The sequence below is a fragment of the Serratia sp. Ser99 genome (assembly GCF_024519545.1).
Taxonomy (GTDB): Bacteria; Pseudomonadota; Gammaproteobacteria; order Enterobacterales; family Enterobacteriaceae; genus Serratia; species Serratia liquefaciens.
In genome coordinates this window covers 15464-41131 of the sequence record NZ_JALJRT010000018.1, presented here as the reverse complement: position 1 = coordinate 41131, position 25668 = coordinate 15464, and the positions used below count along the sequence as shown (strand labels likewise).

Here is a 25668-nt window from a genome sequence, read left to right as displayed (position 1 = left end):
AACGTATCTGCGTGCATTGTGAAAAACCTAGCGATCGTCGAAAGGCTCGCCGAGCGTCAGCATCAGCCGATTGGCCCAGGCGAAGAACGCGGTCGATTGCACCAGATCCAGCAACGCCAGTTCGTCCAACCCTTGCTCGCGCAACGCCGCCAGTTGCCCGGCATTGACCTGCGGCGGCGTGGCGGACAGCGCAGCGGTGAAGTCTATCTGCGTCCGCCACGGCTCCCCTTGTCCCTCGCTCAAAATGCCGCCCGGGAGCACATCCAGCAGCCGCTGTACCTCATCCGTATGCTTGGACAACTGCGCCGCCTTGCGGGCATGCACCGAAGCGCAATAGATGCAGCCATTCACCTTACTGGCCACCGTTGCCGCCAGCTCGCGATCCTTACGTTCCAACCCACCCGGCGTGTAGAAAATGGCGCGATCCGCCAACGTTCTCTGCTCCAGCACCGGATGGTTACTCGCCAGCAGGCGGAAGTAATCCGAGTCGCTGTGCCCGAAGCGCGTCAAAAGCGCCTGACCTTGCTCATCAAACTCTGCCAGCGGCTTGGCGGCAATCCAGGGCTCCCAACCCAGTTCCTGGCGGGTAAACACCGGTGGTGCGTGGCGGCCGCCAAGAGTCACGGATTCGGTACGCCAACCGCCAGCCCTGACGGGAGCTCCACCGGAGCTTTCGAGTGGTTTTCCTTCAAGCAGCCGATAACCCGTCAGCAAGCGGCTCTGAAAACTAACAAAGGCGATCAGCTGCGACAGGGTGACGATAGCGTCCAGCGTCCAGCCGGCCTGTTGCAATGCCTGCAAATGCTGCGCGTCGGCGCTGGCGGGTTTGAACGCCAGCCTTTCGGCGTGATCGAACGCTGCCTGCAAATGCGGGCCAGGCTGAACGCCCCCCTCCTGCTGCAACAAGGTGCCGTAGTGTGCAGCAAGCAGCTTGTCCGCATGCCATTCGCTGATGCGCTGCGCGAGCTGCAACCGTTGCACTACGGGGAAATCGCCGGCATCAGCGGGTGAGAACAGCGCCAGATAGCTGGCCTGAATCGCATCTGTCGCCGCTTGTCGGGTAGCTCTGGCCTGAGCCAATGCAGAATTGGGGGCGATCTCTGCCAGCTCAGCCAGCAAATCTTTAGGGAGCAATGTTGCAGTCATACCTTTTCCTCAGCGTGATGTTCGTAGGAGACGGATGCGGGATTGCGGCGTTGCCAGCCCAGCTCCGGGGCAACGTGGCGGGCGATCAACTCAATAGAACGCAGGATGGTGGCGTGCGGCGGATCGATAGAGTGCACCTGGAATGCCAAATCGGTCACTCGCGCCAGCGCGCTGTCTTTTTGCAATGAAGCAATCACCTGCTCCGGGGTGCCAAGGTGCACGTCAAAAGCGCGGATCAGCCCATCAAGCGACTCGTCGGACGGCCGGTGGCCACTGGCGCGCAGGCGCTCAAGCCCTCGGCTCAACCCTTTGGCGGCAAAGTCCCGCGCCTGTTGGCCATGGTCGGTTACCAATGCGGTGCGCGATCCCATGATGCGCGGCGCAATGCCGGGCGGCAGCGCCGCCAGATAAGCGTCGATAATCGGGTTCTGCAATTCGTCCAGCGGCAAATCCGGCGCATCTGCCGGGCGCGGCTGAGTACGCGACAGCATCAGGCCGTCACCGGCCCGCCCGGCGCGCTCGCCGCCTTCCACCGAAAAGGTCGCCTGCCAGACCCGTTCGGCCAACTGCGGTGCCGCCGGATACAGGCGGTTATCTTCACCACCCAGGGCCTCACCGCGCCAGGCTCGCAGCAGGGTGCTGAAATTGTCGGCAAACACCGCGTGACGCTGTGTGGCGTCGAAACCGAAGGCGCTGAACGAAGAAGGCGTGCCGCCTGCAGCGATACCGACTTCCAACCTGCCGTCGGACAGCAGATCCAGCACCGCAGTGTCTTCGGCCACCCGAATCGCAGACTCCATCGGCAGCGTGATCACCCCGGTGCCGAGCCGGATATGGCGGGTTCGCGCCGCCACCTGCGCCAGAAACACCAGCGGTGAAGGCAGGCCGCCCTCGTCTTCATGAAAATGGTGCTGCGCCACCCAGGCGCTGTCAAAGCCGGCCCGTTCGGCATGCACGATCTGTTCGGTCGCCAGCCGATAACGCTGCTGCGCACTGCCCTGATCCAGCAGCCGGGTGAAAAAACCGAGTCTTTTACTGCTCATAGAATGCATCCTCAATCTGGGGCTGTTCGGCATAAAGCTGACGGCCGGGAATGGCTTCAATCAGCTGACGTGTGTAATCGCTGCCCGGCATGGCGAACAGCTCACCGGTCGCCCCGCTGTCCACCTGCACGCCGCGGTGCAACACCGAAACGCTGTGGGAAATCCGCCTGACCGTGGCCAGGTCGTGTGAGATAAACAAATAGGTCAGCCCCAATTCCTGCTGCAAATCCTGCAGCAACCGCAGGATCTGCGCCTGAACCGTGACATCCAATGCCGAAGTGGCTTCATCCAGCACCAGTACCCGCGGCTGCAGCACCAGCGCCCGGGCGATCGCCACCCGCTGTCGCTGGCCGCCGGAAAGTTCGCGTGGTTTACGGCTCAGCAATTCGTTTGGCAGCGCCACGCGTTCAAACAAATCTCGCACCCGGCGATAGCGCTCAGCCTGGGTCAGCGGCTCGAAATTCAGCAGCGGCTCTTCAATCACCTGATACAACGTCTGGGACGGATCGAGCGAACCGAATGGGTTCTGATACACCAGCTGAATGCGGCGGCGGAACTGGCGCAGCGCTTCGCCCTTCAAGCGCGTAAAGTCGACGCCGTCGATAATGATTTGCCCGGCGTCCGGCCGTTGGAAACCGAGCAGGCAGCGCGCCAATGTGGTTTTACCGGAGCCGGACTCCCCCACCAGCGCATGGGTAGTGCCGCCAGGCACGCTGAACGACACCTGGTCCAGCGCCCGATAAGTTTTGCCACCGCTACCGGCCAGGGGGAAATCTTTCACCAGTCCATTGACCTGGATCGCCAGCTCCTGCGTGCGGTGACCGGGTTGCGGCACCACTGCACGGCTCAATGAGGGCACGTCAGCAAACAGCCGGCGGGTATAGTCGCTGGCAGGGACGCGCAGCACCTCGGCAGTCACTCCCTGCTCCTGTACCCGGCCATGGCGAAATACCAGCAGCCGATCGGCGCGTTCCGCCGCCACCGCCAGATCGTGGGTCACCAGCAGCACCGCAGTGCCAAACTCCTGCCGCAGTTCGTCGATCAGATCGAGAATGCGTTTTTGCACCGTGACATCCAGCGCACTGGTCGGCTCATCGGCGATAATCAACGCCGGTTGCAGCGCAATGGCAATGGCGATCAACACCCGCTGTTTCATGCCGCCGGAAAGCTCGTGCGGATACTGACGCGCCCGCAGCTCCGGATGCGTCAAACCGACGCGGGTCAACAATGCCACCACCCGCTGCTGCAGCTGCTTGCGCGGCAGCCGACGGTGAATGTTGATGATCTCTGCCACCTGATCGCCAATGGTTTTCACCGGATTGAGTGAGCTGGAAGGATCTTGTGGGATCAAACTGATTTGCGCCCCGCGTACCGCATCCAGACGCTTTGATGACCAGTGGCTGATGTCGGTGCCGTTCAGCCGTATTGCCCCCTGCTCCAGGCGACCGTTTTCCGTCAGCAAACCAATGATTGCCTGCGCGGTGGTGGTTTTGCCGGAACCGGACTCGCCGACCAGCGCCACCACTTCCCCAGGCTGAATGGCAAACGACACCTGATGCACCACCCGCTGATTGCCAGCCGCGCCCTGATAGGCGATCGAAACCTGTTCCAGCTCCAGTACCGGTGGTGTGGCGCTCGCCCGTTGTAATGCGCTCTGAATACTCATACTGGCGTTCTCCCCAATGCGCGGCTGATGCGGTTGGCCGCCAGAACCACCGCCACGACCGCCAGCCCCGGGAAGGTGGTTAGCCACCAGGCGGTGGAAATATAGTTGCGCCCTTCGGCGATCAGCAGCCCCCACTCTGGCGTCGGCGGTGGCCTGCCGTAACCCAGGAAGCTCAAGGTGGCAATCGCCAGAATCGCGCTGCCGAACTGCAATGCCGAGAAGGCAATTACCGAGGTTAACGAGTTCGGCAAAATGTGCCGCCACAGCACCGCCCAGAAGGTACCGCCGCTGCCATAGGCCGCCTCGACGTAATCGCTGTGGCGTACCCGTACCACCTCGGCGCGCGCCAGGCGGGCAAAGTTCGCCACCGAGGTAATCCCCACGGCGATGGCGGCGTTAACCGTGCCGAAGCCCAGCAAAATAATGATGCTCAACGACAGCAGCAGACCGGGAATCGACAGCAACACGTCGACAAGGCGCATCACCGCGTCATCCGCGATGCCGCCCACCGCACCGGCAATCAGCCCCAGCGCGGTGCCCAACAGCAGGCCTAAAGCGACCGCCACCAGCGCGGCGGACAGCGTCTGCGAAGCGCCATAAACAATGCGCGCATAGAGGTCGCGCCCCAGTTGATCGGTGCCCAACCAATGTTCGCCCCCCGGTGCCAAACGCTGCGCCCCGGCAATGCCTTCGGTGCCGCTGTAGGCCGTGAACAGCTGCGGTGCCAGCGCCCACAGCACCGCGATGGCAATCACCGCCCAGGCCAGCAACAGCGTCAGCGGTACACGACGGCGGCGCGGACGGTGCGTTGGCAAAGTGCCTTCGCTTTCCACCGCGCCCAGATCGCGCTCCGGCACGCTGGATTTCTCAAAGGAGATACTGCTCATACGGCGGCTCCTGTATGGGTTTTCAATCGCGGATCCAGCAGCGGGAACAGCAGATCCACCAGCAGATTGAGGGTGACGAAAGCGGCGGCGGAAATCACCACGATCGCTTGCAGCACCGCGACGTCCTGATTCAGCACCGCCTGCAAGGTGAGTTGCCCCAGCCCGCTGCGGCCAAACACGGTTTCGGTAATCAACGCACCGGCGATCAGTTCGCCAAGTAAAATACCGGCGATGGTCAGCACCGGCAGCATGGCGTTACGCGCCACGTGCCGCCACAGCACCCGGCTGCGGCTGGCGCCTTTGGCACGGGCCACGGCGACAAAGGGTTGGGTTTGTACCTGGTCGATACTGCGGAGCAGGATCTGCGCCAGCGGAGCGGAAATCGGTATTGCCAGCGTCACAATCGGCAGGATCAACCCTTCCCACTCCCCCGGATTGATCACCGGGATCAGCTTGAGCCGAAAAGAAAACAGCTGGATCAGCACAATGCCCAACCAGAAAGTCGGCACCGAGACAAACAGCGATGGCAGCGACTGCAGCAATGACCTCAGCCAGCCAAAACGGGTCAAATTGGAGATAAAGGCCAGCGCCAACGCCAGGATCAGCGCCAGCGAAAACCCCAATAGCGCCAGTTGCAACGTAGCGGGCAGGTTGGTGGCCAACAGCTCCGTCACCGGCACGCCGGCCTGAATGGAATAGCCGAGGTCCCCGCGCAGCACGTTGCCCAGCGCATGCAGATACTGCTGCCACAGCGACACATCGGCGCCATAGGCCGCGCGCATATCGGCGATCTGCGCCGGGCTGAGGCCCATGTCCGGGTTCTGAAACTTAATCAGAATGGCATCACCCGGCAGCACCTGCAGCAAGATAAACGACAGGCTAAAGGTCGCCCACAGCACCAGCAGCGCCTGCCCGATACGCCGTGCCAGATATCGGCTCATCATGGTCTCCTCAGCGTTTTTCCAGCCATGCGCCGTAGAAACTCGGGCGGCCGACCGCTTCAAAACTTACGCCCTTGAGATAAGGCGCTCCGGCAAACACCTGCGGCTCTTCGAAGAACGGGATCACGTAGGCCTGATCGAGCAGGTAGTTTTGCGCCTCGCCGGCAATCTGCAGGCGTTTTTGGGCATCCACCTCTGAGGCGATGCCCAGCAGCAGCGCGTTCAGCTTGTCATCTTTAAATGCGCTGTTTTTGCCCGTCCCGCCTTGCTGTAACAGCGCATCGCGGTTGGTCGGGTAAAACTGACTTTTAATCACATCCGGATCGGCCCGTCCTACTTCCACCACCGCCGCCGGGGTTTTCTGCGGATCCAGGTTATCCGCCACCTTGCTGCCGGCGTCGCCCGCCAGAATGTTCAAGCGCGCGCCAACTTTGCCCCACTGCTGCGAAACCAGCTGCAGCACCGCCTTGTTCTGCGGTTGCGGCAGCGATTCATAAACGTTCAGCAACAGTTTTTTGCCGTCCTTCTCACGCAGGCCGTCGCCGCCCTTTTTCCAGCCCGCTTCATCCAGCAGGCGGTTAGCCAGCGCCGGGTCGAATTTCAGTTTGGCGGAAAGGTCGACAAAACCGGCGGCGGAAGAAGCAATCACCGATTTGGCCTGCGGATAGTTAACGGAGAACAGCGTCTCGACGATCTGCTTGCTGTCGGTGGCGTGCAGCAATGCCTGACGCACGCGCAGGTCGCTCACCAACGGGTTGTCCGGCCGGAAGGCCACGCTGTCATTGACGCCGCGCGTTGGGGCGGCGTAGATAGTGAAACCCTGATCCTGGGTTTGTTTCTCGTCATAGGCCTGGATCTGCCGAATAAAGTCCGCCTGCCCGGCCTGCAATGCGCCAATACGTACGCTGTCTTCGCCGGTCACGATCACCTTGATACCGTCCAGATTGGCGCGCCCCTGCTGCGTCAGCCTGGCCGGGCCCCAGCGGTAATCTTTGCGCACGCTGAGATCCACTTCGCGCCCCAGCGTTTCGGCACTGACCACGAACGGGCCGGAGCCGATGATATGGCGCGCGTCACCCAATTCGTCATAATTACGGTTTAAGGTGCTGAGAGAAACCAGCCCTGACCCTATGGTGGCGGTACCCTGCAGGAAACCCGGCGAAGAGCGCTTGAAGTAGAACTTCACGGTCAAGGGATCGATCACTTCACTGTGGTCATAGTTATTGATCACCTCGGAGACCGGCAGACGTTTCTCTTTGTTGCCCAGGCCATAGGTATCGAAGTTCTTCGCCACCGCGTTGGCGTCCAGCGGCGTACCGTCCGAGAAGGTCACGCCCGGCCGGAGCTTGAAGGTGTATTCGGTTTTGTCGGCGTTACTGCTCCAGGATTCGGCGATCCACGGCTCAATCTCCAGCGTTTTTGGGTTCTGGTAGGTCAGCTTGTCGGTGATCTGGTTGAGGATGCCGCCGTTGGGGTAGAAGCCGCCGGAAGGCGGATAAAGGTTCGTGTGCGCCTGCTGTTCCAGGTAGATCAGCGTGCCGCCCTGCACCGACGCCAGCGCCGGAGTAGCCGCCACCGTCAAGCCCAATGCCACTGTTATTCCGCTGGTTAATCTATTGAAAGAGAACTTAAACATAGTGTGCCACGCCTTCTTTATTTCGGAATGTTATGGATTAGATAACAAACCAAATCGGCGGGGAGTTGAACGAACTAATTTCGCTAACCTATGGCGGAAAATGCACAAGGCAGCGACGGTTGGCAGAATGGGCGTTTTGTTATAACGTATCAGAAATCACATCGGGGAGACGAAAATGAAAATTCAGCTTTCGCTGTTGTTCCTTGGCCTGTTGGCCGGTCGGGCCGCCGCGTTTCAGTCCAAGGTGCCCGAGCCACGGCCTGAACAGGCGCGCGCAGCGGAAAACAGCCTGGAGAATATGTTTTACGGTTTTCACGCGATGGACGCGCAGGCGGTCAATATCGGTACCTGCGCGGCGCTGCCGCAGGCGGGATGCCAGTGCGCGTTCTGCACCATGCTGCGGCAGGCCGGGCCGGCGAAATAGCCACCCGGACGACGTTTTAATCTAGCGCGTACTGAACAATCAACTGGCCTTTTTTCACTTTGAGCGCCGTGATGTTTACCGCGCCCAGCTCCGCCAGCGAGGGCACATGGGTGCCACCGCAGCCATAGGTCGGCAGTTCGCCAAATCCCACCTGCCGCAGGCCGTCAACCGCCACCTGTCTGCGCGGAAGGTCTGCCGCAATCAGCCTTGCCAGCTCCGCCTGAAGAAAATCCTGATCCAGCGTTTGTGGCTCAGCGCCCGGTGTGAAAGTGATCCGCCCTTCGCCCGGCCAGTGGTGCGCCTTCACCGGTTGCCAGCCGCGGGTTTCCCCCAGCCAGCCGATCAGATGCCCGGCGGAGTGCCAACGGGTATGCAACCGACGCTGTTCACCATCAACCTGCACGCTCACCGGCCCTGCGGCCAACGGCTCGGCGGTGAAATGCAGCACCTTGTCGCCCTGCTGCGCCACGCGTAGCACCGGGATGCCGCCAAGCTTACCGCCGTCGGCCGGTTGTCCGCCGCCCTGCGGGTGAAACAATGTGGCGTCCAGCTCTATCGCGTATCCACCCTCTTCCATCGGGGTACAGGCCAGCACCTGCGCTGCGCCCTGTAATTCGTCGCTGTAATAATAAAGCCGTTCGGTCATGGTTTTTCTCCTGATTAGAGAGCCCATTATATTCATGCCATAATCAAAGGATAATCCGTCAATAACACAATGGACCTTTGCGCTGTGAGCACAAATCTCTCTCATTCGCTGCTGGCCGAAATGGCCGTGTTTGTCCAGGTGGTGGAGAGCGGCAGTTTTTCCGCCGCCGCCCGTCGACTGGGCACATCCCCCTCTGCCGCCAGCCGCAGCGTGGCTAAACTGGAACAGGCATTAGCATTGCAACTGCTACACCGCACCACGCGCAAATTGCGGCTAAGCGAACAGGGCGAAGAAGTATTTCAACGCTGCCGCAGCATGCTGGACGCCGCGCACTCGGTGATGGAGTTCAGCGGGCGCGGTGCAGTAGAGCCTGAAGGCTTGGTCAGCGTCAGCGTGCCCAAGGCGGTGGGGCGTTATGTGCTGCACCCGCACATACCGGCGTTTTTACGCCGCTATCCCAAAGTCGACGTTCGCCTGCGGCTGGAAGACCGCTATATGGATTTGATTGATGATCGGGTCGATCTGGCGCTGCGCATTACCGAACGCCCTTCCCCTGGGCTGATTGGCCGCCAACTGATGACCATCGACCACCTGCTGTGCGCCACACCGGCTTATCTGGCACAGCAGGGAACGCCGCGGCATCCGCAGGATTTGGCGCAGCACAGCTGCATTTATCTGGGTGAAACGCCGAACGACGCCCGTTGGAAATTCCGCCAGGCCGGGAAAACGGTGACGGTCAACGTACGTGGGCGCTACGCCGCCAACCATACCGGCGTGCGGCTGGATGCGGTGAAACAGCACATTGGCATTGGCAGCCTGCCGTACTTTACCGCCCGTCAGGCGCTGGACGACGGCGAAGTGGTGCAGGTGCTGCCGCAATGGGATTTCCTCAGCAGTTACCACGGCGGGCTGTGGTTGCTGTATGCCCCCAATCAGTACCTGCCGCCCAAGCTGCGGGTGTTTATCGACTATCTGGTGGCCTGCCTGGCGAAAGAGCCGCAGCTAAAGCGCCTTGCGTAAGGTGATATTGATACGGTGCGGCCCCACCAGCGAATGGTAGCCTTCCTTGATCGGCATAATGCCGTGAAAACACAGCCGCGACGGGCCGCCCCACACCACCACGTCGCCGTGCGCCAAAGGAATGCGCTGGGCCCGATCGCTACGTTGCATGCCGCCGAACTGGAATACCGCCGGCAGCCCGAGGGAAACGGAAACGATCGGCGAGCCGAAATCATGCTCGTCTTTGTCCTGATGCAATGACAGCTTGCTGCCCGGATCGTAGCGGTTCATCAGGCAGGAATCCGGTACAAACGGGGCAAAGCCCGCCTGCTGTGCCGCTTCATCCGCCAGCGCCATCAGGATATCCGGGATCGGCGGCCAACGTTTGCCGCTGCGCGAATCGCGCTCCGAATAGCGATAACCGCGGCTGTCGCTGCTCCAGCCGTTGCCGCACCAGCTCATCGCCACCGACATCACATGACCGCCCGGCGTAGTCATGTGCCGCCAGGGCACCTGAGCAATCACCCCATGCACCGCCGCCAGCAGTTCTGGGCCGTGATCGCGCACAAAACCGTGCATCACCACCGCGCCTGGCGCAATCTGTTCCCGCCACGGCGGCGGCACGGAGTCTTCAAAAAGATCGAGGGTCATGACAGAAAACCTGTATTAATACACAGTATTTATTTTAACTTGCCGTTGGCGATTGTCCAGCCTGATGCGCCGCATTGTTGTTAGCGCTAAACTTCTCTAGAGTACCGACAATAAAATCAATAACTTTTCAGGATCGCATGTGATTAAAGGGATCGTTCTTTCCGTCATCGCCTCGGTATTGTTCGGCGTGATGTATTACTACACCTCTACCCTGACGCCGCTTGACGGTGAGCAAGTCTTTGGCTGGCGTACCCTGCTGACGGTGCCGTTTTTGACGCTGTTCATGGTGCTTTCCGCCGACTGGCGCAAGGTCAGCGAGACCTTGAGTTGGATAAAACAGCGGCCGCGCCGCCTGCTGTTTCTGCCGCTGAGTTCGGCGCTGCTGGGGGTTCAGCTCTGGCTGTTTCTCTGGGCACCGCTGCACGGCAAGGCCTTGGAGGTATCGCTCGGCTATTTCCTGCTGCCGCTGACCATGGTGCTGGCAGGACGCCTGATCTTCCGCGATCGCCTTTCGCTGCTGCAAAAACTGGCGGTCAGCTGCGCCATTATCGGCGTCGGCAACGAGTTGTATCAGGTCGGCGGCGTGTCCTGGACCACCTTGCTGGTGGCGCTGGGCTACCCGGTGTACTTTATCCTGCGCCGCCGTTTCGGCACCGACAACCTGGGTGGCTTGTGGTGTGAACTGACGCTGATGCTGCCGGTCGCCGCCTGGTTCGCCTTCGGGGGCAACGGGCCACTGGCGGCGCTGAGCATCAGCCCGGCACTGTATTGGCAAATCCCGCTGTTGGGGGTGATCAGCGCCGCTGCGCTGGTGTGCTATATCCTGGCCAGCCGTCTGCTGCCGTTCAGCCTGTTCGGCCTGCTGAGCTATGTGGAGCCGGTGCTGTTGGTAGTGGTAGCCTTGCTGCTTGGCGAGAGCATCGGCCGGGATGAATGGCTGACCTATATTCCTATCTGGCTGGCGGTGCTGCTGTTGGTGTCGGAAGGGGCCAGCCACCTGCTGCGTCGCAGGCGAATCCACCGGCAAATGTGACAGTGCAACGTCGAATTTTTAGCTTTATTTGATTGATTTATAAATAAATAAAAGTTGTGACATCGTCACCTTGTTGCCAGTAACGGCCGCAGAAACGGCGACCTGCATGGCACTGCGGCGTAAGGGTTTTGAGCAGTTCCAATTCGAACGTCTGTCGTTGCGTATCCAGCGTGACCAGGCGTGCGTCTAGAAAGTCAAAATAGCAGCGCACCTGCGGATATAGCGCTTTGAACAGGCTCTCTTTGGCGGAAAAGGCCAAGGTCAGCAGGTGGTTAAATGGCTGTGAATGAGTGCGCAGTTGGGCAGATTCCGCCTCGCTGACGATAGCTCGCTGCAGCTCCTCCGCACGCCCGGCGGGAATGAACGTTTCAACGTCCAGCCCCACGCCGCCCAACCCGGTTTCCGGATGCACCGCGCAAAGCGCAGTGTCCGCATTATGACTGAGCGCACCGGCGATACCCGGCGGCCACTGCGGTGCCCGGTCTTCGCCGCGCAACAGCGTGAAATCCGCAAACCCCAGCGGTGCCAACAAGGTCCGCGCCAGATAACGCCCGGCCAGATATTCCGCCCGCCGCTTTGGCACCGCACGCGCCAGATGTTCGGGGAGCGCCATGCCAATGGAAGCGAAACAGTCATCCTGGTAGTGCGCCACAGAAAAGCGGCAACGGGCAACCTGCCCCGGGTAATCGTCCAGGTTCAACCGTTCAAAGGTGGGGATAAAAGAAGAGAACACGGGTTGTCCATATTGGGTGTGCAGAACGCTAATTTTAGACGCCGAGCTCCTGAGCAACAATGATTATTCCTCTCCCCCGTTACCGAAGGAGAGGCACAACAGAATTACAGAATCCCTTTCATGGTTTTTTCGAAGTCGCTCCAGGCGCAGTAGCCCTGCTTATCGATTGGGCAGCCTTTTAACGCCATCGTCACGCGCTGTGGCGGGGGTTTCAGCGTCAGCGGAGTGGCATTGCGCAACTGGTCGGTGGATTGATACACGTACTCGATTTTCAGCAAATCGCGATCGTTTTTCTTATCGTGCCAGCGCTGGAACACCAGCTTGCCGCCAATCGGCGTTTTCTCATATTGATGCGGCAGTTGGTACGGCTTGAACTCCATCGCCGACAGCAGGGAGGCAATGTTGGAGTCGTGCCCCACCAGCACCGTTACCTTCGGTGAATCCGGGTTGCGTTCGCCAATCAGTGCGCCGTTGATATATGTCAGCAGCGGTTTGGCCACGTTTTGCGCCACCACCGGCGAGGTAAAAAGCGAATCCTGATAGCCGTCCTTCAGCTGCGCCAACTGTTTCCACTGCTGTGGCGTGGTGATTTTGCCCCAGGCCACGTCCTTCATCGGGAAGCCTTCGTAATATTGCAGCATAAAGGCGTCCACCAGCGAGTTCCCTACCCGCAGCGGCCCAGCGACACCCGGCTCTTTGCCCGGCACTGCGCTCATTTTGCTGGCTTCTTTGGTCAAATCGCAGTGCTTGTCGGTTTTACAGGCGCTGGAATCTTTGTAATCGATGATTTTTTCTAATTGCTTGTAGGAGGCGTCCAGCTTCAACGAGGCCAGTTCGGCGTTCATTGCCCCCAGAGCCTGCTGATTGAAAGCTTCGCTGTTGTCAGTGATGATCGGGTTGAAGGTGGGATCCATCTCCCCCATTTTGTCCTGATGATGCACGCTGACGTCACAACCGGGGAAAGCACCGTTGGTAAAGAACTGCGCGGTCGCCACCGTGCGTTGCAAACTGTTGGCATAGACGTAAACGCTGCCGGCGGTCGGGCAGCCTTCCTGCGGCAATACTCCGGTTTGCTTGAGCCACGCATTGAAGTAGTGGCCCATATACACTTCCAGCACCCCGCCCTTGGTGGTCAGCAGGCCACCCGGCGTGTCCCAGGCCGGCCAGGCTTTGGGGGTGGACTGCGCCAATACGCTGCCGTTGTTGGCCAGCGGCGCACGCAGGTTATGGCGGCTCATCACCAGCACCTGATCCAATTGATAGTCGTTGGTTTCCGCCAAGGCAGTCCCGGTCATAAATAACGGCAAGCACAGCAATAAAGTTTTTCTTTTCATCCGCAGAGGCTCCAGGATTGTGATTATTTTTAATGTGTTAGCTATTGCTTCGCTATCATGGAGAGGTTAACGCCGAAAGTGTGTGATGAACATCACAGGGAAAGGTCTGCTCAGCGGCCCTTCGCCGAGGGCCGCTGATAATTTAGAAAATCACATCCACAAACGCATGATCGGCCAGCCGATCAACAACAGCGCGGCGATGTACACCACGCCCAAAATACCGCCCATCCGCCAGTAGTCTTTCGACTTCACGTAGCCACAGCCGTAGATGATAACCCCAGGACCGGTAGCGTACGGCGTCAGCACGCCCATGATGCCGATCGACAGCACCAGCAGCATCGACAGCTGCTCCATAGGCACGCCCGGCAGGCCTTTACCGACGGCAAGGATCACCGGCAGCAGGGTTGCCGTGTGCGCCGACAGGCTGGCGAACAGGTAGTGAGCGAAGTAGAACACCAGGACCAGCGCCACGACCGTCATATCCGGCGAGAATCCGTCCAGATGGGTGCTCATGGTCAGCGCGAACCAGTCGATAAAACCGGAGCGCGTCAGGCCGTTGGCCATCACCACCAGCGTCGCCAGGTTCACCAAGGTGTTCCAGGCGCTGGAGTATTTGGTGATGTCCTTCCACGACACTACGTGCAAGGCCAGCATCAGCGATACCGCCAACAAACAGACCGTGGTGGCATCCAATATCTTGCCGCCAAACACCCACAGACACAGGCTGAGCAGCACCAGGCCAATCAGCGTGTACTCCTTGCGCGTCAGCTTGCCCATTTCCCCCAGCGCGCTATTGGCCCAGGAAGCGACTTCGCTGCTGTGCGTAACGCCCGGTTTGTACAGGTAATAGGAAATCAACGGCGCAATCACCAGCAGCAGCAGACCGACCGGCAGGAAGGCCAGGAACCACTGCATCCAGCTGATATGCACGCCGGCGATTTTGCTGACGAACTCGATGCCCAGCACGTTAGGTGCGGCGCCGGTGACGAACATCGAGGAGCTGATGCTGGTCCCGACCACCATCATCCACATCAGGTAACCGCCGATGCGCCGTGAGGAGGGATCGTTGGGGAAGGAATCAAACAGCGGCGGCAGGTTTTTCACCACCGGGAACACGGTGCCACCGGTACGGGCGGTGTTGGACGGGGTAAAAGGTGCCAGCAGGATATCGATGATCACCACCGCATAACCGAGCGTCAGGGTACGCTTGCCCATAAACTTCACCAAAAACAGGGCAATGCGTCGCCCCAGCCCGGTGGCTTCGTAGCCGAGCGCAAAGATAAATGCGCCGAACACCAGCCAGACGGTGGTGCTGGAAAATCCGGCCAGCCCCCATTTCAGCGCCTCTTTACCGGCCTTGAAGCCCGGCTCCGCTAATTCCTGCGCCCCGAACAACACCCAGTTGGCGCTCAGCACGCTGAGGGTCACGGCGATAAAGCTGATCGCCGTCGCCGGGATCGGCTCCAGGATCATGCCGACAATCATCGCCACAAAAATGGCGAAGTAGCGCCAGGCCTGCGGCGGCATGCCTTCGGGCGTGGGTATCCAGAGCAGGATCGCCAGCACCAACAGTGGCGCCAGCGCTTTCCAGATTTTTTCCTTGGTTTCGGACATAAGTTTCTCCTGAAGACGGGTTATTTTTTTAGCTATGCCCTAGGGATTCCAAGTTGTGGCTTGAAAGGCAGCGGGCTTAGTGGAATTCGGTAATTGCGCCAGCAGCCAGGTGACGATCAACAGATCGGCACTGCCGCCTGGGCTGAGATTGCGGTGAATGCACTCGGCGTCGAACTGCCGCAGGCGTGCTATGCCCTGCTGACCCTGGGCTCCCCCCTGCGCCAGCAGTTCGCCGGCACGCCGCTGCAACCAACGCAGGCCTTCGAGACCGCCGCGTGAGGCGACATTGGTGTCATCGTTGTTGGCCATTAGCCACAGCAGGCTGTCCATCAGCGCCGTTTGCTCATCGCACCCGGCGTTCAGCCGTTGCAGGTACAGCGGCAGCGCACCGTTAATCACCCGCTCGAAGCCGGACTCCGCCTCGCCGCGCGCGCCGCTCAGGCCGTGTTGGGCAAACAGCCTTTGGCCGGCGGTCTGCAACGCATTGCGCTGTTGCAGCTCGCGCGCCACCAGTCCACGACACATCGACGCCACTTCGGCGCACAGCGTGGCGGCGTCAATAGACTGCGGCCTCTGGGACAGGCGACCGAAAGCGGTGCACAGCAGGCCGAGGGAAAATACGCTGCCTTTATGGGTGTTGACGCCACCGGTGGCCTGAAACATGTGGTTTTCGCAGGCCAGCCCCAGCGGACGCAGCCTGACCAACTGCTCGGCAGCCGGGCAACGGGCGTCTTCCTGCCCCTGACGGACAAAGCGCGGCAGCCAGATGCCGATAGCGCGGGCGCTGCGGTAAAAATGGCCGATGTTCATGTCCCGGTGGGCACCGTTGTTGTGGCGATCCACCAGCCCCGGTTTGGGCGTCAGATTCACTTCGACCAACAGGGCGCGGTAGGCGGCATGGGCAAAGCCACTGACCGGCGCCGGTGGGCTACACCGGGCGAGTTCAACGGGTTGAGAGCGCATCATTGAGCATCCTTTCCATTTCCTGCAGCAGCTGTTCGCTGCTGTGTCGCCGCTGACGGGCGCAGATTTTGGCCGGCTGGCTGCACAGCAGGCAGCGGCGCTCCGCCAGCCCCAGATCGCGGCGCGATAAAATACGGCCCTCGGGATCCAGCACGTCGATATCCCACAGCCGACCTATCGGCTGCTGAACCTCCAACTGCATGGCGCAGTCTTTCACCCGTTGGGCATCGGCCTGCAGCGCCATAAACCCCTCGCAACCGGTGGAAAGCGCCAGCGCTTCCGCCTGCAGGCAATGCCAGTTTTGCTCACGCCCCATTTGCTGCAGCGCCTGCCAGCCGAGGTTGAAGATGTTGCGGGTCAGGGCACTGTCTTTTACCGCACCGGGCACCACCAGCGTCAGCACCAGCAGCGTGGAAGCGTGCTGAGCCTGCCACGCCTGCTGCCGTGCCTGGCGGCACTCGCGGCTGGTCAGCAGTTCCGGCAGGCTGACGGCGCGGTTGGCGGCCAGTTCAGGAGGGACGCAGGTCATCACGTTACTCCGCCACCTGATGCACCACGTCGATCACCGAACCGTCGCGATAACGCACGACCGCCACCACTTTGTCGGTGAAAGCGATCGGCTGCGGTTCGCCGGTCAGCAACAGCGCACGCTGGCGCAGCCAGTCGATGCCAACCACCGGCAGCCCTGCCTCTTGCAGCCGCTGCGCCAACTCCGGCCGCGCCGGGTTAACGGCAATACCGTGATCGGTAACCAAAATGTCGATGCTGGAGCCCGGCGTGACGCAGGTGGTAACCTGCTCGACCAGCGTTGGAATGCGCCCGCGCACCAGCGGTGCGACGATGATCGCCAACCGTGCCGCCGCGGCGGTGTCACAGTGACCGCCAGAAGCCCCGCGCAGCACGCCGTCGGAACCAGTCAGCACGTTGACGTTGAAGCCGGTATCGATTTCCAGCGCGCTTAGCACCACCACGTCAAGCCGGTCGACCGAAGCGCCCTTCGAACTGAAGTTGGCGTACTGATTGGCGCTGATTTCAATGTGGTTGGGATTGCGCGCCAACGACATCGCCGCCGCACGGTCAAAACTCTGCACGTCCAGCAGGCGAGCAATCAGCCCTTTTTCATGCAGATCCACCATGGTTGAGGTAATACCGCCGAGGGCGTAACCGGCGCGAACGCCACGCGCGCGCATTTTGTCTTCCAGAAAACGCGTCACCGCTAACGAAGCCCCACCGGTGCCGGTTTGCAGCGAGAAACCTTCGGTAAAGAAGCCGGAACCGGCAATCACTTCGGCAGCGCGGCGGGCAATCAGTAATTCACGCGGGTTAGAAGTCATGCGGGTGGCATCGGCACCGATCTTGTCGGCGTCCCCCACTCGCTCGAGTTGAACAATCAGATCGACCCGATCCTGCGCCAGGCTGGCCGGATGATGCGGATAAGGCAGGATCGCTTCGGTCAGCAACACCACGGTGCCTGCGGTATCGGCATCCACTTTGGCGTAGCCCAACGAACCGCAGCAGGCTTCGCCGCTGTAGCCGTTGGCATTGCCAAATTCGTCGCAGGCCGGAACCCCGAGGAAGGCGACGTCTATCGCCAGTTCACCGGACTCGATCAGGTTGACGCGGCCACCGTGGGAGTGAATTTGTACCGGTTCGGCCAGCAGGCCGCGTGAGATGGCATCCGCCAGCGGGCCACGCAGGCCGGAGGTGTAAATGCGGCTCACCACCCCGTTGCGGATATGGCCGACCAGCGGCGCATGGCATTCGCTCAGCGAGCTGGAGGCCAGCGTCAGGTTGCGGAACCCCATCGCCGCCAGCGTTTCCATCACCTGATTCAGCGCCAGATCGCCGCCGCGAAATGCATGGTGGAAAGAGATGGTCATTCCGTCCTGCAAACCGCTGCGGCGTACCGCCTGTTCCAGCGTGTCGCAGCGTTTGATATCGCGCGGCTTGCGCGCCTGCAGGTTGGCCTTGGAGGCATCCTGATAGCAGCGCAGGTCCGCCAGGTTGTTCAGGGTCATCAGTCGTTGTTGGCGTTTCATTATGCTTCCTCTCCGTGCTGAACCGACGTTTCGCGGATGCCGGAAAGCGCTGCGCGTTGCAATACCAGCCGCGCGCGTTCAATCACCGGGCTGTCGACCATCTTGCCGTTGAGCGACACTACCCCGCGCCCTTCCTGCTCCGCCGCCGCCGCGGCATCCACCACCCGCTGGGCGTGAGCCACTTCCTTGGCGGTTGGCGCATACAGGTTGTGCAGCAGTTCAATTTGCCGTGGGTTAATCAGGGATTTGCCGTCGAAACCGAGCTGTTTGATCAGCGCCGCTTCCTGCAGGAAGCCGGTTTCGTTATTGGCATCGGAATACACGGTGTCGAACGCCTGAATGCCCGCGGCCCGCGCCGCCTGTAATATTGAGCAACGCGCAAACAGCAGCTCAATACCCTCCGGCGAACGTTCGGTACGCAGGTTGCGCACGTAGTCTTCCGCGCCGAGCGCGATGCCAATCAACCGCGGTGAGGCATGGGCGATGGCGACCGCCTGGGTGATCCCCGCCGCCGACTCAATCGCCGCAAGCAGGCCGGTACTGCCCACCGGACGCCCGCAGTCGGCTTCGATGGCGGCAATTTCGCGATCCATATCCACCACGTCCTGCGCGCTGTCGGTTTTCGGCAGCCGCACGATGTCCGCCCCGCCGCGCACTACCGCCTGCAGATCCGCCAGCCCGTAGGCGGAATCCAGCGCGTTGACGCGCACAATGGTTTCCACTTCCTGATACAGCGGGTGTTGCAACGCGTGATACACCAGCCGCCGCGCGGCGTCTTTTTCGCGCAGGATCACCGAGTCTTCCAGATCGAACATCAGCGCATCGGCCTGATAGATAAAGGCGTTGCTCACCATGGCCGCATTGGCACCGGGCACGAACAGCATGCTGCGGCGCAGACGGTGTTTATTCAGCGTTTTCATGATGCGCCCCCCATGGCAGTAGGCCGTTGTCGCTGGCGCGCATCAGCGCGGTTTCCAGCCGGGCACGCAGCACGCAGTCGAGCGCGCCTTTGTCGTCCACCATCACCTGCACCGGCTCCACCTGATAACGTTGCAGCACCTCCAGCAACGTTTGGCGGATGGCTTCGCCGAACTGTTTCTCTACGCTGCTGGCGATCAGCAGATCGTGTTCCGGCCCCTCGGCGGGGGCGATGCGCACCATGACATCGCTGGATTCCAGCGTGCCGGCCATTGCTTCTCGGATAATTTTCATCTTTCACCTGATTGTGCGGATTCAAAGGGGTGTGCCGCCGGCTTGGCCCGGCGCTGCGTTTGCAAATCTTGCAGGTAATACAGGGTGTCTGGCGGCACCAGCGGCGCGGCGGCGTGAAAGTCCCCGGCGGCCAGCAGCTTGCGCACCCAGGAGGCGGAGATCGCCGTGCCCTGATATTGCAAACGTTCGATTTCTACCAGCGCGATCGGCGGGCTGGGTAGCGCCGGGGTTTCCAGCCAATAACGCATATCGCGGTTGTACTTGGCGGTGACCGCGCAGAAAGGCTCGTTGCCGACGAAGCGGTGGGTAATGCCCAACGCGGGCGCCAGATACTGACGGAAGATCTTCAGATCGATTTCGGTGTAGCAGTCGTCGGCAATACCTTGATCTTTAATGAAGTAACAGGGGAAGGTGGCGCGTGAAATGACGTATTGCGACCCTTCGTGCACCGTCAGGTTAGGAATGTCTGCGGTGCCCGCCAGCACCAGCCGCCGCCGATCTTCATAGCTGAAGCGCGAGGTATTTTCCTTGACCAAAAACAGGTGCAGCCAGTCGCATTGCGCAGCGGCCTGGCGCACCAGGTATTGGTGGCCGCGGGTAAAGGGGTTAGCGTTCATCACGATACTGCCGATGGTGGTGCCCGGCCGGCGCTGGCCCGCTAACTGAGCGGCATAGCGTTTCAGCCGGCACGGGCTGTTTTCCATCAACACCACGATGCCCGGCACCCGGGCGATGGGGTAGAAACCGCATTGCTGGAACAACGGCTCATTTTGGATTTTGGTGTAGATAAACAGCTGGGTGTGATGGCGTTCATAAGCCAGATTCACCAGCTCCGTTGCCAACGTCAGCCCCAAACCTTCGCCGCGCATTTGCGGGCTGATGGCGACGCATTTGATAATATTGTCGGCAATGCCGCCGCAGGCGACCAACTTATCGTTTTGCGTCACGGTAATAAATATTTCAACCGTGGTGTCAATATTCAGATCGTTACTGCGCAGGAAAGCATTAATCTGCGCGATACTTTTATGATCGGACCTTTTGACTCGATTAAATAGGGTGTCGCCCAACATAACACGCCCTCTGGGTTAACTATTAAATAACAAAATAAATACAAAAAAGAGTGTCAATTAACATTTATCACAGGAATTAAAACCTTAGAAACCATGGAGATAAATCCAACAAGGACACTTAATGAAACAATGGTAAACAGAAAAAAATAGCGAATTATTGACCTATTTCACAAACCCCTTTCGGTTAATAAGTTATTTAATGTTCTTTATTTACTTAATTATTTTTATGGTGTTTATTATTGAGATAATCTTTATTTTACGCGGCAATTAACTTACATTTTCGTAGCATATTAATCGCAATCTGCAAGACGACGGGGAGACGGGATTCACTATGGAATGGCTGAATATACTGATCGTCGAAGACGAAACGCCGCTGGCAGAAATGCACGCGGAATTTATCCGGCAAAACGGCGGCTGCCGACAAATCTGGTTGGCGGGTACCCTGGCGCAGGCCCGTACCATGGTCGAGCGCTTCAAGCCGGATCTGATCCTGCTGGATAACTTCCTGCCCGACGGCCAGGGCATTGAGCTGCTGCGCGAACTGACACTGAGCGGTTATGCCGGCGGTATCGTCTTTATCACCGCCGCCAGCGACATGGACACCGTGGCCGAAGCCCTGCGCTACGGGGTGTTCGATTACCTGATCAAACCGCTGGCCTATGATCGGCTGGCCCACACGCTATTGCGCTTCAGCCAGCGGCACCAGGCGCTGAAGGATAAGGCACACCTTAACCAGCGCCGCATTGATCAGATGTTCAATACCTACGCCCGCGGCGAGCCTATGGCGACATTGCCGGCAGGCATCGATGAGCTGACGCTGGTTAAAATACGCGGCCTGTTCGAACAGCCCTCGGTCAGCCACACCGCTGAAAGCGTTGCGCAACAGATGGGGTTAAGCCGTACCACGGCACGCCGTTATCTGGAGTTTTGTACCGCCGCCCAGCAGCTGCGCGCCGAAATCATTTACGGCAAGGTAGGCCGTCCGCAGCGGATTTACCGGCCTGCTCAGCCAGAATAAGCGGTTATTTGATCGCCCCTGCAAGCTTGAATGTAACCGCTTTACTTTTTGGGTTCTCCTCAGCATCTTATTCGGCATGATGCCCCTCTACTCTGCCGACAGGACGATCGCCGATGAGTGCTCTGCCCTCTCCTTCCCTGAAAGACCTTATTGCCCGCCGGGACTGGCAAAATCCGGCCTGCACCCATTATCAGCGGCTGGCTGCGCATCCGCCTTTTGCGAGCTGGCGCGATCTGAATGCGGCGCGTGACGACAGCCCCAGCAGCAGCCAGAAAACGTTAAACGGCGACTGGCAGTTCAGCTATTACCGCAGCCCGCAGGCGGTGCCCGAAGCCTGGCTGCGGCAGGACCTGCCCGATGCCGACCGGCTGGCGGGGCCGTCCAACTGGCAACTTGCCGGTTATGACGCGCCGATCTACACCAACGTCCGCTACCCGATCCCGGTTAACCCGCCGCTGGTCCCGGAAGAAAACCCGACCGGTTGCTATTCCCGCCAGTTTACCGTCGATCCCGCCTGGCTGGCCGAGGGGCAGACGCGCATTATCTTTGACGGCGTCAACTCGGCGTTTTACCTGTGGTGCAACGGCCATTGGGTCGGCTATTCGCAAGACAGCCGCCTGCCCGCCGAATTTGACCTCAGCCCCTGGCTGCAGGCCGGTGAAAACCGACTGGCGGTGATGGTGCTGCGCTGGTGCGATGGCAGCTATCTGGAAGATCAGGATATGTGGCGCATGAGCGGGATTTTCCGCGACGTCAGCCTGCTGCATAAACCCGCCATCCACCTGAGCGATATTCGCATCACAACCCCGCTTTACGACGGCTTCCGCCGTGGCGAACTGGTGGTGGAAGCGCACGTCAATCGACCGACACAGCACCGGGTACAACTGCAGCTGTGGCGCGATGGCCAGCTGATTGGCGAAAAAATCCAGGCGCTCGGCAGCGAAATTATCGACGAGCGCGGTGCCTATGATGACCGCACAACGCTGCGTCTGCCGGTGGAACAGCCTGCGCTTTGGAGCGCTGAAACCCCAACGCTGTACCGGGCCACGCTGGCACTGTTGGCGCCAGACGGGGAAATTATTGAGGTGGAAGCCTATGACGTTGGCTTCCGTCAGATCGACATCAGCAACGGGTTGCTGAAGCTGAACGGCCAGCCGCTGCTGATCCGCGGCACCAACCGGCATGAACATCATCCGCAGCACGGTCAGGTGATGGATGAAGCCACGATGCGCCACGACATTCTGTTGATGAAACAGCACAACTTCAATGCGGTGCGCTGCTCGCACTACCCCAATCACCCGCTGTGGTACCGGTTGTGCGACCGCTATGGGCTGTACGTGGTCGACGAAGCCAATATTGAAACCCACGGCATGCAGCCAATGAACCGGCTTTCCGACGATCCACTGTGGCTACCGGCGATGAGCGAGCGCGTGACGCGCATGGTGCAGCGGGATCGCAACCACCCCTGCATTATTATCTGGTCGCTGGGCAACGAATCCGGCCACGGCTGCAACCACGACGCGCTTTATCGCTGGGTGAAAAGCCAGGACCCTACTCGCCCGGTGCAGTATGAAGGCGGCGGCGCCAATAGCGCCGCGACCGACATTATCTGCCCGATGTACGCCCGGGTGGATCAGGATCAGCCGTTCCCTGCCGTGCCCAAGTGGTCGATCAAGAAGTGGATCGGCCTGCCGGATGAACAGCGGCCGCTGATCCTGTGCGAATACGCTCACGCGATGGGCAACAGCTTCGGCGGTTTTGACCGCTATTGGCAGGCCTTCCGCCAGTATCCGCGACTGCAAGGTGGCTTCGTCTGGGACTGGGTCGATCAGGCACTCACCCGCCGCGATGACAACGGAGATGAGTTCTGGGCGTACGGCGGCGACTTCGGCGACACGCCTAACGATCGGCAATTCTGCCTTAACGGCCTGGTGTTCCCCGATCGCACGCCACATCCGGCGCTGTTCGAGGCGCAACGCGCCCAGCAATTTTTCCAGTTTGCCTTCGATGCCACAACGCTGACGTTGACCGTCAGCAGCGAGTACCTGTTCCGCCATAGCGATAACGAACGGCTGGACTGGCGACTGGAGCTGGACGGCGTAGAACGCGCCAGCGGCAGCTTTGACCTCGCGCTACCACCGCAGGGCTGCGCCAGCTTCCACCTGCTCGACCGCTTGCCGATACTTCATCAGCCCGGCGAGCTGTGGCTGAATGTGGCGGTGGTGCAGCCCAAGGCCACCGACTGGTCCGAAGCCAACCATCGCTGCGCCTGGGATCAATGGCCGATACCGCGCACGCTGCATTTGGCGCCGCCGGCAACGAAAGGCCTTGCCCCACAGCTGAACCAGAATGAGCGGACGATTGAGATCAGCCATGGCGAGCAACGCTGGCAGTTTACCCGCGAAAATGGCCTCCTGAGCCAATGGTGGCAAGATGGCGAAGCGCTGCTGCTGACGCCGCTGCAAGATAACTTTATCCGTGCGCCGTTGGATAACGACATTGGCATCAGCGAAGTGGAACGTATCGATCCCAATGCCTGGGTCGAACGCTGGAAGCTGGCCGGCATGTACCGGCTGGAAGAGCACTGCGTGCTGCTGCAGGCCGATCTGCTGAGCGACGGCGTAAGGGTGGTGAGCGAGCACCGGTTCGGGGTAGATGGGGAAACGCTGTTATGCAGCCGCAAACAGTGGTTGTTCGACAGCCAGGGCGCGGTCAGCGTCAGCGTTGACGTCGCAATCGCCGCCAGCTTGCCGCCACCGGCGCGTATCGGCCTGACCTGCCAACTGGCGGACACCCATCCGCAGGCACAATGGCTGGGCCTGGGGCCGCATGAAAACTATCCGGACCGTCGCCTTGCCGCGCAATTCGGGCGCTGGCAACGACCGCTGGAAGAACTGCACACGCCGTACATCTTCCCCGGCGAAAACGGCCTGCGCTGCGACACCCGCCAGTTGCAGTACGGCGACTGGCACGTCGACGGGCAGTTCCACTTTTCACTCAGCCGCTACGGCCTGCGTCAGTTGATGGACTGTAGCCACCAACATCTGTTGCAGCCGGAAGCCGGTACCTGGCTCAACCTCGACGGCTTCCATATGGGGGTCGGCGGCGACGATTCCTGGAGCCCGAGCGTCAATGCGAACTCCCTGCTCAGCCGCAGCCATTACCACTATCAGCTGCGGTTAAAACGCGCGGAACTGGGCTAAATCTGCCAAAACCTCAACGGGTTGCGCATTCTGTAAGCAAACAGTCACAGAATGCGTAATCCGCCTTTGACATGCTGCCAACACCCCGTTATGATTCCGGCCGTTCACACGATTCCTCTGTAGTTCAGTCGGTAGAACGGCGGACTGTTAATCCGTATGTCACTGGTTCGAGTCCAGTCAGAGGAGCCATATTAGAGAAGCCCGCTCAGGGAAACCTGAGCGGGCTTTTTGCTTTTTGCTTTGAGCGAGGAGTGGACGTTGAGTGCTCTGTTCAACATCGCCAAACTCAGCCTCAAACATTCAGTTTTTCGCGAGTTGGACCTTCAAAGTAGATGCTACTGATATGGCAACTACGCGGTTGAGCCAGCACAAAACGAATTGTTTCCCAGATCGAGCGCCCATTCATTAGACGTTCCCCCATTCTGGGCTGGCTATCGACAAATGTATCTAATCCGGTTAGTTCAAAATCCGGGGGATACAGCCCGGTCACACGTATATTCTCTTCGGACAACTGGTTAGAAAGTTTAGTTGTAAAACCGCTAAGCCCGTGTTTGCTAGCAAAAAAAGCGGGGTGCGCAATTGAATCTGTAAAATGCGGGATCCCACATGAAGATATAATTGAGACGATATCCGCGCTTTCAGAACGTCTTAATCCGGATAGCAAAGCCTGAGTCAGTAGAATTGAACCTGTCAGGCCTGAACTGACGGTATTGATGATTTCTGTATCGGGTTGATCGTCTAACGTGCCTGACAGCCACTGAGCGGCATTGAGAATTAAAATGTCTATGGGCTTGTCGGAAAATAACAGCTGTGAAGAAAACTGAGAAATGGATTCAGGCTGGGTTAAATCACAGATATACCCTTTTGCACTCCCACCTTCAGCCGTGATGATGCTGCAAGTTTTTTGAATATCATCAGCACGCCTCGCGGAAAAATGCACCTCGACGCCTTCTTGCGTCAACCACACGCACAGCGCTTGCCCAAATCCCGCGCCTCCACCAGTAATCACAGCTCTTTTACCTCTCAGCATCTCCATCCATCCTTTCATAATGACTATGTGTGGATGTAGATATACATGAGAAGATGGACTGGCATCTTTCAGTTAGTGCCCTTTTTCATGAGAGGCAGGAATAAGCCGCACCGCAATTTGTTTAATCGCGTTCTAGGGGACATGCAACATCCGCTCCTGGCACAAAACAGACCTATCATCTTACCAACCACTACCTCATCGCCATAGTTTGGTTAGAAATTCCTCTATCAGCACACCAACAATTAATTAGCTTATTATTGGATAAGTTATTTTCCCTCATATAAATCATTTTACAAAAACCCACCAAAGAAGCATTAATCAAGAGCTCCCCTTTATTAACGCAATGAACGCAACGCTGCCCTCTTTCCCTTCCTCCTAAT

At 59.5% G+C, this 25668-nt stretch carries 23 protein-coding genes and 1 tRNA gene; 6 read left to right on the top strand and 18 right to left on the bottom strand.

Annotated features, from left to right (window positions below):
* Window positions 1-27 precede the first annotated feature (27 nt).
* From NR114_RS23240 to NR114_RS23215, 6 genes are read right to left on the bottom strand one after another with little or no spacing between them, the layout of a single operon-like run.
* Window positions 28-1146, bottom strand: a complete 1119-nt coding sequence (locus NR114_RS23240; RefSeq protein WP_256813500.1) for an alkylhydroperoxidase domain protein — start codon at window positions 1144-1146, stop codon at window positions 28-30.
* Window positions 1143-2189 (bottom strand): putative FMN-dependent luciferase-like monooxygenase, encoded by a 1047-nt coding sequence (locus tag NR114_RS23235; protein WP_149572675.1) that lies wholly within the window; start codon window positions 2187-2189, stop codon window positions 1143-1145. Before NR114_RS23235 ends, NR114_RS23240 begins: the two co-directional genes overlap by 4 nt.
* On the bottom strand, window positions 2179-3855 hold the full coding sequence (locus tag NR114_RS23230; RefSeq protein WP_234530715.1) for an ABC transporter ATP-binding protein: 1677 nt from the start codon (window positions 3853-3855) through the stop codon (window positions 2179-2181). The genes NR114_RS23235 and NR114_RS23230 overlap by 11 nt, the downstream gene beginning before the upstream one ends.
* The gene (locus NR114_RS23225) at window positions 3852-4742 is read right to left on the bottom strand and encodes an ABC transporter permease (RefSeq protein ID WP_234530716.1); all 891 of its coding nucleotides are present in this window, start codon (window positions 4740-4742) and stop codon (window positions 3852-3854) included. Before NR114_RS23225 ends, NR114_RS23230 begins: the two co-directional genes overlap by 4 nt.
* The gene (locus tag NR114_RS23220; protein ID WP_256813499.1) at window positions 4739-5683 is read right to left on the bottom strand and encodes an ABC transporter permease; all 945 of its coding nucleotides are present in this window, start codon (window positions 5681-5683) and stop codon (window positions 4739-4741) included. Before NR114_RS23220 ends, NR114_RS23225 begins: the two co-directional genes overlap by 4 nt.
* Window positions 5684-5693: 10 nt before the next feature.
* Entirely contained in the window at window positions 5694-7319 is a 1626-nt protein-coding gene (locus NR114_RS23215) for a TIGR04028 family ABC transporter substrate-binding protein (protein WP_041414747.1), read from the bottom strand.
* A 175-nt stretch (window positions 7320-7494) separates the two neighbouring features.
* Between NR114_RS23215 and NR114_RS23210 the strand changes: the two genes are divergently transcribed.
* Window positions 7495-7743: a hypothetical protein gene (locus NR114_RS23210; RefSeq protein WP_020827701.1), complete on the top strand. Its 249-nt coding sequence runs from the start codon at window positions 7495-7497 to the stop codon at window positions 7741-7743.
* A 16-nt stretch (window positions 7744-7759) separates the two neighbouring features.
* Here NR114_RS23210 and NR114_RS23205 read toward each other — a convergent pair whose 3' ends face one another.
* The gene (locus NR114_RS23205; protein ID WP_048762548.1) at window positions 7760-8389 is read right to left on the bottom strand and encodes a serine-tRNA(Ala) deacylase AlaX; all 630 of its coding nucleotides are present in this window, start codon (window positions 8387-8389) and stop codon (window positions 7760-7762) included.
* 84 nt (window positions 8390-8473) lie between these two features.
* On the opposite strand from NR114_RS23205, the gene NR114_RS23200 reads away from it, so the two are divergent.
* Entirely contained in the window at window positions 8474-9409 is a 936-nt protein-coding gene (locus tag NR114_RS23200; RefSeq protein ID WP_020827703.1) for a LysR family transcriptional regulator, read from the top strand.
* Here NR114_RS23200 and alkB read toward each other — a convergent pair.
* The gene (gene alkB, locus NR114_RS23195) at window positions 9392-10039 is read right to left on the bottom strand and encodes a DNA oxidative demethylase AlkB (RefSeq protein ID WP_020827704.1); all 648 of its coding nucleotides are present in this window, start codon (window positions 10037-10039) and stop codon (window positions 9392-9394) included. The genes NR114_RS23200 and alkB overlap by 18 nt on opposite strands.
* 139 nt (window positions 10040-10178) lie before the next feature.
* Between alkB and rarD the strand changes: the two genes are divergently transcribed.
* A complete protein-coding gene (rarD, locus tag NR114_RS23190; protein ID WP_020827705.1) occupies window positions 10179-11072 on the top strand; it encodes an EamA family transporter RarD in 894 nt (297 codons plus the stop codon).
* A 37-nt stretch (window positions 11073-11109) separates the two neighbouring features.
* Here rarD and NR114_RS23185 read toward each other — a convergent pair whose 3' ends face one another.
* From NR114_RS23185 to citC, 9 genes are all read right to left on the bottom strand, one after another.
* Window positions 11110-11805: a 4'-phosphopantetheinyl transferase superfamily protein gene (locus NR114_RS23185; RefSeq protein WP_234530717.1), complete on the bottom strand. Its 696-nt coding sequence runs from the start codon at window positions 11803-11805 to the stop codon at window positions 11110-11112.
* Between the two features lie 104 nt (window positions 11806-11909).
* The gene (gene agp / locus NR114_RS23180; protein WP_256824856.1) at window positions 11910-13139 is read right to left on the bottom strand and encodes a bifunctional glucose-1-phosphatase/inositol phosphatase; all 1230 of its coding nucleotides are present in this window, start codon (window positions 13137-13139) and stop codon (window positions 11910-11912) included.
* Between the two features lie 150 nt (window positions 13140-13289).
* Complete coding sequence (locus tag NR114_RS23175; RefSeq protein WP_234530719.1) at window positions 13290-14753, bottom strand: anion permease; 1464 nt, start codon at window positions 14751-14753, stop codon at window positions 13290-13292.
* A gap of 39 nt (window positions 14754-14792) precedes the next feature.
* Complete coding sequence (gene citG, locus NR114_RS23170) at window positions 14793-15716, bottom strand: triphosphoribosyl-dephospho-CoA synthase CitG (protein WP_051150531.1); 924 nt, start codon at window positions 15714-15716, stop codon at window positions 14793-14795.
* Window positions 15697-16245, bottom strand: coding sequence for a citrate lyase holo-[acyl-carrier protein] synthase (citX, locus tag NR114_RS23165; RefSeq protein ID WP_020827710.1), 549 nt, complete (start codon window positions 16243-16245; stop codon window positions 15697-15699). The genes citG and citX overlap by 20 nt, the downstream gene beginning before the upstream one ends.
* Window positions 16246-16249: 4 nt before the next feature.
* Window positions 16250-17755: a citrate lyase subunit alpha gene (gene citF / locus NR114_RS23160; RefSeq protein WP_234530720.1), complete on the bottom strand. Its 1506-nt coding sequence runs from the start codon at window positions 17753-17755 to the stop codon at window positions 16250-16252.
* Window positions 17755-18675, bottom strand: coding sequence for a citrate (pro-3S)-lyase subunit beta (gene citE, locus NR114_RS23155; protein WP_256813496.1), 921 nt, complete (start codon window positions 18673-18675; stop codon window positions 17755-17757). Before citE ends, citF begins: the two co-directional genes overlap by 1 nt.
* Window positions 18659-18967 carry a citrate lyase acyl carrier protein gene (citD, locus tag NR114_RS23150; RefSeq protein WP_048762543.1) on the bottom strand — a complete coding sequence of 103 codons (309 nt, stop codon included), beginning with the start codon at window positions 18965-18967 and terminating at the stop codon, window positions 18659-18661. Before citD ends, citE begins: the two co-directional genes overlap by 17 nt.
* Window positions 18964-20037, bottom strand: coding sequence for a [citrate (pro-3S)-lyase] ligase (citC, locus tag NR114_RS23145; protein ID WP_020827714.1), 1074 nt, complete (start codon window positions 20035-20037; stop codon window positions 18964-18966). Before citC ends, citD begins: the two co-directional genes overlap by 4 nt.
* A gap of 331 nt (window positions 20038-20368) precedes the next feature.
* Between citC and dpiA the strand changes: the two genes are divergently transcribed.
* The 3 genes from dpiA (at window position 20369) to NR114_RS23130 (ending at window position 24447) form a co-directional block, all read left to right on the top strand.
* Entirely contained in the window at window positions 20369-21055 is a 687-nt protein-coding gene (gene dpiA / locus NR114_RS23140) for a two-component response regulator DpiA (protein ID WP_020827715.1), read from the top strand.
* Between the two features lie 113 nt (window positions 21056-21168).
* The gene (locus tag NR114_RS23135; protein ID WP_256824855.1) at window positions 21169-24258 is read left to right on the top strand and encodes a beta-galactosidase; all 3090 of its coding nucleotides are present in this window, start codon (window positions 21169-21171) and stop codon (window positions 24256-24258) included.
* Between the two features lie 113 nt (window positions 24259-24371).
* A tRNA-Asn gene (locus NR114_RS23130) sits at window positions 24372-24447 on the top strand.
* 103 nt (window positions 24448-24550) lie between these two features.
* Here NR114_RS23130 and NR114_RS23125 read toward each other — a convergent pair.
* Complete coding sequence (locus NR114_RS23125; protein ID WP_256813494.1) at window positions 24551-25288, bottom strand: SDR family oxidoreductase; 738 nt, start codon at window positions 25286-25288, stop codon at window positions 24551-24553.
* Window positions 25289-25668: the final 380 nt, after the last annotated feature.